We start from the raw sequence: 5,755 nt of genomic DNA, 5'->3' as shown, positions 1-5,755 counted from the left end.
TCGCTGTAAACAGGTCCGTGGAATAAATGCCGCTCCCTTGCATCACGCCCAAGACCAAAAAAGCACCAGCAATAGCTGGTGCCTATGTTATAAGTTTTTCGGGACATTTTCAAAAACGCTTGACATCCTTGATTTCATCCTTTTTTTTAAAGGGGAGGATCACTCCCCTTCAATCATCTTCAGCTTCTCCGCCTGGTCTGCGGTTGTCAGGCTGTCCACCATTTCCTCGATGTCCCCATCCAGGAAGGCGTCCAGTTTGTGCAGGGTCACCTTGATCCGGTGGTCCGTCACCCTGCCTTGGGGGAAGTTGTAGGTCCGGATCTTCTCGCTCCTGTCCCCTGTGCCCACCTGGCTTCTCCGGTTCTGGGCCTGTTCGCTCTGCTGCTTCTCCAGTTCCGCCTCGTAGAGTCTTGCCCGCAGCACCCGGAGTGCCTTTTCCTTGTTCTTCAGCTGGGACTTCTCGTCCTGGCAGGAGACCACCAACCCGGTGGGGATGTGGGTCAGACGCACGGCGGAGTCCGTGGTGTTGACCGACTGTCCTCCGTTGCCGGAAGAACGGTACACATCCACACGGATGTCGTTCATGTCCACATCCACTTCCACCTCGTCCACTTCCGGAAGCACCGCCACCGTCACCGTGGAGGTGTGGATCCTTCCGCCGGATTCCGTCACCGGTACCCGCTGCACCCGGTGGACGCCGCTCTCGTACTTCAGTTTGGAATAGACGCCCTTGCCTTGGATCATGAAGACCGCTTCCTTGAATCCGCCGATTCCGTTTTCATTGATGCTGATGGTCTCCACCTTCCAACGGTTGCGTTCCGCATAACGGGCGTACATCCGGAAGAGTTGCGCCGCAAAAAGGGCCGCCTCGTCTCCGCCGGCTCCTCCGCGTATCTCCACAAAAACGTTCTTGTCGTCGTTGGGGTCCTTGGGCAGGAGCAGGATCTTGATGTCCTCTTCCAGGGAAACCAGCCGCTCCTTGCCTTCCGTCAGCTCCGCCTTTACCAGGGCGCGCATCTCCTCGTCGGACTCTTCCTCCAACATGGCAAGATGCTCTGCAACATCCTCCTCCGTCTTCTTGTAAGCCTTGTATTTATCCACAAGGGTCTCCAGGTCGCTGTGTTCCTTCATCAGTTTGCGCCACCGCTCCTGGTCGGCGATCACCATGGGATCGCTGATCTGGTGCGCGATGTCTTCAAACCGTTCCACTATTCCGCTCAATCTATCTATCATACCAACACCTCTTTGTCATCTGCACTTCTGGCCCGCACCATCCGCCAGTGTCCCGCCAAATCCTTCCGGGGCGTGATCTGGACGTAGCCTTCCTTTTCCAGGATCTTACGGACGGCCTCCTCCTGGTTCCAGCCGATTTCCAAAAACAGCCAGCCGCCTTCTTTCAGCCATTTCCTGGCATCCCGGGCAATCCGCCTGTAGAACGCCAGTCCGTCCGGCCCTCCGTCCAATGCCATCCGGGGCTCGTGTCCCACCACTTCCGGCATCAGCTCCTTCAATGTCTCCGATTCGATGTAGGGCGGATTGGACAGGATCAGGTCGAAGGCCTCCACATCCGTGCCCTTCAGGGCGTCAAACAGGTCCCCTTGGTGGAAGGAGACCTCCACCCGATGCTTGGAGGCATTCCCTCCCGCCACTTCCAGGGCGTCCCAGGAAAGGTCCGCCCCATGGAGCTTCAGCCCATCCTGGAGCAGCCCGAGGCTGACCGGGATGCAGCCGCTGCCTGTGCACATGTCCAGGATGCGGACGGCCCCTTCCTCCCGGATGGTCTCCAGGGCCCATTCCACCAGCTCCTCCGTCTCGGGTCTTGGAATCAGCACATGCTTGTCCACATGGAATTCGAACCCCATGAAGTCGGCCGTTCCCAGGATCTGCTGCAGCGGTTCACCCGCGGTCCTTCGCCAGATGTTCCGTTCGTACTCTTCCGCCATGCTCCTGGACACCGGCCTGGTGGGATCCACCAGGATCTCCACGTGGGTCAGTCCTGTGGCCGCTTCCAGCAGAAGCCTGGCTTCCCTTCCGTCCTTGTCCGCCTCTTCCAACAGGCTCCTTCCCCATTGGAGAAGGTCCCGGAGCTGTTCATGTCCTGTCTTGTGTTTCCCGCTCATCGTCCATCACCCCCTGGAGAGCCGCTATGGCCACTGCCACCTGCTCCGCATCCGGCTCTTTTGTGGTGAGCCTCTGCAGCAGCATTCCAGGGCCGCTCAAGAAGTCAGCAGCTTTCGTGTCAAACCTTCCCATAAGCTTGATGATCTCATAGGAGATGCCCGCAATCAGCGGAAAGCACAGGAAGCGGACCAACAGCCGCATCCAGAACGTCTGCACGTTGATGATGGTCAGGATGAATACGCTCACGACCACCACATATAATAGGAAGCTGGTCCCACAACGCTTGTGCAGGCGGGATTGGGAGAGCACATTCTCCACCGTCAGGTCCAGTCCGTTTTCCACGCAGTTGATGCTCTTGTGCTCCGCCCCATGGTATTGGAATACCCGTTGGATGTCCTTCATCCTGGAGATTGCCAGGATGTAGAGGAAGAGGATGAGGATCCGCACCAGACCGTCCACCAGATTCATCATCCGCGGATTGGTCAGATGTTCCCTGAGCAGCTGGGAGACCCCCAGGGGCAGAAGGAAGAACAGCAGGAACGCCAGCGCCATGGCCAGCACCACCGAAATCCCCACCAGGGCGTCGTTGGCCCTGCTCCCGAATTTCTTGTCCATCCAATGGTCGAATTTCGTCTTCTTCACCTCTTCCTCGACTTCAAAAAACTCCGCGGAATAGGTGATCATCTTCGTCCCCAGGACCATGGCCTCCAAGAAGGCCACGGCTCCCCTAAGGATGGGCAGACCCAGCACCTTGTGCCTTTTGGACCAGCTGGCATACGCCTTCCGGTCCAGGACGATTTCCTTGTCGGGTTTGCGGACAGCGATGGCGTAGCTGTCCCTTCCCTTCATCATGACTCCTTCGATGACGGCCTGGCCGCCTATATCGATCCTTTTCAATAGGTCACTTCCTTCATAAAGAATAAAAAGTTGAGGATATCCTCAACTTTTTTTACTCGGCGCTCTTCTTGGCATAGCGTTTGTTAAATTTATCAATACGTCCACGTGCTGCAACAGCCTTCTGGGTTCCTGTATAGAACGGATGGCACTTGGAGCAAATCTCTGTGTGAATGCTTTCCTTCGTGGAGCCTGTTACAAACTCATTGCCGCAGTTGCATTTTACAGTCGCTTGTTGATACTCTGGATGAATTCCTGGTTTCATTGCTTTCACCTCTTTCAGCTGATGCTAGCCCTATGGCTTTACGGTCATTCGTGTTCCATAAAACAGCTCTTGTATTGTACCACAGTTGGATGGGGATTGCAAGTGCCTCCCGCATCTTTTTTTCCAGATTGCCTCAATAACTGCTCAGCACCTTGGTGGACAGTTTTTCCACATATTCCTCGTTGGTGCCGGTCTCCACAAAAACCCGCATCATGCTGTCGATGACCTCTTCGGCGCGCATGTTCCCTGAAGCCTTCCGGAACTTTTGGACCGCATCCAGTTCCTGGGGGGTGTAGAGCAGGTCCTCCCTCCGGGTTCCGGATTTCGCCAGGTCGATGGCCGGAAAAATCCTTTTTTCCGAAAGCTTCCTGTCCAGCACCAGCTCCATGTTGCCCGTGCCCTTGAATTCCTCGAAGATCACGTCGTCCATCTTGCTGCCGGTGTCCACCAGCGCGGTGGCCAGTATGGTCAGGCTTCCGCCTTCCTCGATGTTCCTTGCGGCCCCGAAGAACTTCTTCGGCATGTGCAGGGCGGCCGGGTCCAGTCCGCCGGAAAGCGTCCGGCCGCTGGGGGGGATGATCAGATTGTAGGCCCTGGCCAAACGGGTGATGCTGTCCAGCAGGATGACCAGGTCCTTCTTCTGCTCCACCATCCTCTTGGCCCGTTCCAGGACCATTTCTGCCACCCGTTTGTGGTGTTCCGGGGTTTCGTCGAAGGTGGAGTGGATCACTTCCACATGCCTGCCCTTGATGGACCTCTGGATGTCGGTCACTTCCTCCGGCCGCTCGTCGATCAGCAGCACGATGAGGTGCACCTCCGGATGGTTCCTGGTGATGGCGTTGGCCACCTTCTTCAGCAGGGTGGTCTTCCCCGCCTTGGGTGGCGAAACGATCATTCCCCGCTGTCCCTTGCCGATGGGGGCGATGAAGTCCACCAGCCGGGTGGCATAGTCGGTGGGTTCCGTCTCCAGACGCATCCTTTCGTCCGGAAAAACAGGGGTCAGGTCCTCGAACCGGGGCCGCCTGGCCGCCTTGTAGGGTTCTTCGCCGTTCACGCGCAACACGTAGAGGAGGGCCCTGAATTTCTCTCCCTCCTTGGAGACACGGATGTTCCCCCGGAGGATGTCGCCTGTGCGCAGCCGGAACCTGCGGATTTGGGAGGGGGATACGTAAACGTCGTCTTCCCCGGGCATGTAGTTTTCGCTGCGGATGAATCCAAACCCTTCCGGCAAGACCTCCAGGATCCCGTCGGCCAGGGAGCCGCTGTCCAGCTTCGTGATTCCCTCGGGAATGGACTCTTCCCGTTCCGGAGCCTGTTCCGGGATTTCGGCCTTGCCCTGTTCCTGTTCGGCCTGTTCCTGTTCGACCTGTTCTTTTGGCTGTACATTGTCCTGTTGCCGGACGCGCTCCTTTTGTTGCTCCTGTTTCCTGGCCGCCTCCGTCAGGATTTCCACAAGCTGGTCCTTCTTGAACACGGCCACTCCCCGCATCCCCAGGTTCCTCGCCTCTTTCCTCAATTCCACCACGGTCATCGCCGCATAATCCTTATCCAATCCCCATACCTCCCGTCCGCTTTGGAATTTCCTGAAAACAAAAAACCCTCCCGCCTGCCCGTAGGCAAACAAAAGGATTTCATTACCGTGCGTAGTAAGATTCGAACTCACGACCTCTTGATCCGTAGTCAAGCGCTCTATCCAGCTGAGCTATACGCACACATGAATGTTCTACTGCAATGCCGGAGACCGGGATCGAACCGGTACAGTCTTTCGACCGCAGGATTTTAAGTCCTGTGCGTCTGCCAGTTCCGCCACTCCGGCAGTGAAAAAACTTGCTCTTCCGCATTCTCTGCAGTCGATCGACCGAAATGAATCCATGGGAATCCATTCCAGTGGAAATGGGCGCAACAGGGCTCGAACCTGTGACCCCCTGCTTGTAAGGCAGGTGCTCTCCCAGCTGAGCTATGCGCCCCCATATCGCTGGTTATTCATTTGTTAAGTCTGGGTGACAGGAATTGAACCTGCGACCTCTAGAACCCCATTCTAGCGCTCTACCAAGCTGAGCCACACCCAGATATTGAATTGCTGAACGACCCAGAAGGGACTCGAACCCTCGACCTCCGGCGTGACAGGCCGGCGCTCTAACCAACTGAGCTACTGGGCCATATGAAATGGCCAAATCTATGGATGATGGGCCTTCAGGGACTTGAACCCCGGACCGACCGGTTATGAGCCGGTTGCTCTAACCAACTGAGCTAAAGGCCCATGTAAGCCGACGATCGGACTCGAACCGATAACCTGCTGATTACAAGTCAGCTGCTCTGCCAATTGAGCCACGTCGGCAATCTTGTGGATGACTCATAGGGGAATCGAACCCCTGTTACCGCCGTGAAAGGGCGGTGTCTTGACCGCTTGACCAATGAGCCTTAATATAATTCCAAGGTCCATAAGGACCAGCTCCCCGAGTAGGATTCGAACCT

5 protein-coding genes and 8 tRNA genes are annotated in these 5,755 nt (G+C 56.6%); all 13 read right to left on the bottom strand.

All coding sequences use genetic code 11. The features are described from left to right. Positions 1 to 159: 159 nt before the first annotated feature. Positions 160 to 1,233, bottom strand: coding sequence for a peptide chain release factor 1 (gene prfA, locus GXN74_RS13965; RefSeq protein ID WP_162371547.1), 1,074 nt, complete (start codon positions 1,231 to 1,233; stop codon positions 160 to 162). After that, on the bottom strand, positions 1,230 to 2,120 hold the full coding sequence (gene prmC, locus GXN74_RS13960; protein ID WP_162371546.1) for a peptide chain release factor N(5)-glutamine methyltransferase: 891 nt from the start codon (positions 2,118 to 2,120) through the stop codon (positions 1,230 to 1,232). Before prmC ends, prfA begins: the two co-directional genes overlap by 4 nt. Further along, positions 2,092 to 3,018 (bottom strand): DUF1385 domain-containing protein, encoded by a 927-nt coding sequence (locus GXN74_RS13955; protein WP_162371545.1) that lies wholly within the window; start codon positions 3,016 to 3,018, stop codon positions 2,092 to 2,094. The genes prmC and GXN74_RS13955 overlap by 29 nt, the downstream gene beginning before the upstream one ends. 52 nt (positions 3,019 to 3,070) lie before the next feature. Continuing rightward, positions 3,071 to 3,280: a 50S ribosomal protein L31 gene (rpmE, locus tag GXN74_RS13950; RefSeq protein WP_162371544.1), complete on the bottom strand. Its 210-nt coding sequence runs from the start codon at positions 3,278 to 3,280 to the stop codon at positions 3,071 to 3,073. A 133-nt stretch (positions 3,281 to 3,413) separates the two neighbouring features. Then, the gene (gene rho, locus GXN74_RS13945) at positions 3,414 to 4,811 is read right to left on the bottom strand and encodes a transcription termination factor Rho (RefSeq protein WP_162371548.1); all 1,398 of its coding nucleotides are present in this window, start codon (positions 4,809 to 4,811) and stop codon (positions 3,414 to 3,416) included. Between the two features lie 107 nt (positions 4,812 to 4,918). Further along, positions 4,919 to 4,992: transfer RNA gene (locus GXN74_RS13940), tRNA-Arg, on the bottom strand. A 20-nt stretch (positions 4,993 to 5,012) separates the two neighbouring features. Continuing rightward, a tRNA-Leu gene (locus GXN74_RS13935) sits at positions 5,013 to 5,096 on the bottom strand. A 78-nt stretch (positions 5,097 to 5,174) separates the two neighbouring features. Next, positions 5,175 to 5,247, bottom strand: a tRNA-Val gene (locus GXN74_RS13930). A gap of 28 nt (positions 5,248 to 5,275) precedes the next feature. Continuing rightward, positions 5,276 to 5,349, bottom strand: a tRNA-Pro gene (locus tag GXN74_RS13925). 16 nt (positions 5,350 to 5,365) lie between these two features. Then, positions 5,366 to 5,439, bottom strand: a tRNA-Asp gene (locus GXN74_RS13920). Positions 5,440 to 5,466: 27 nt separating this feature from the next. Next, positions 5,467 to 5,540 (bottom strand) — tRNA-Ile (locus tag GXN74_RS13915). A gap of 5 nt (positions 5,541 to 5,545) precedes the next feature. Then, positions 5,546 to 5,618: transfer RNA gene (locus tag GXN74_RS13910), tRNA-Thr, on the bottom strand. Between the two features lie 11 nt (positions 5,619 to 5,629). Next, positions 5,630 to 5,701, bottom strand: a tRNA-Glu gene (locus tag GXN74_RS13905). Between the last annotated feature and the right edge of the window lie 54 nt (positions 5,702 to 5,755).

This window comes from Anaerotalea alkaliphila (assembly GCF_010179735.1).
Lineage (GTDB): Bacteria > Bacillota > Clostridia > Lachnospirales > Vallitaleaceae > Anaerotalea > Anaerotalea alkaliphila.
This window is presented reverse-complemented; position numbering and strand designations above follow the sequence as displayed.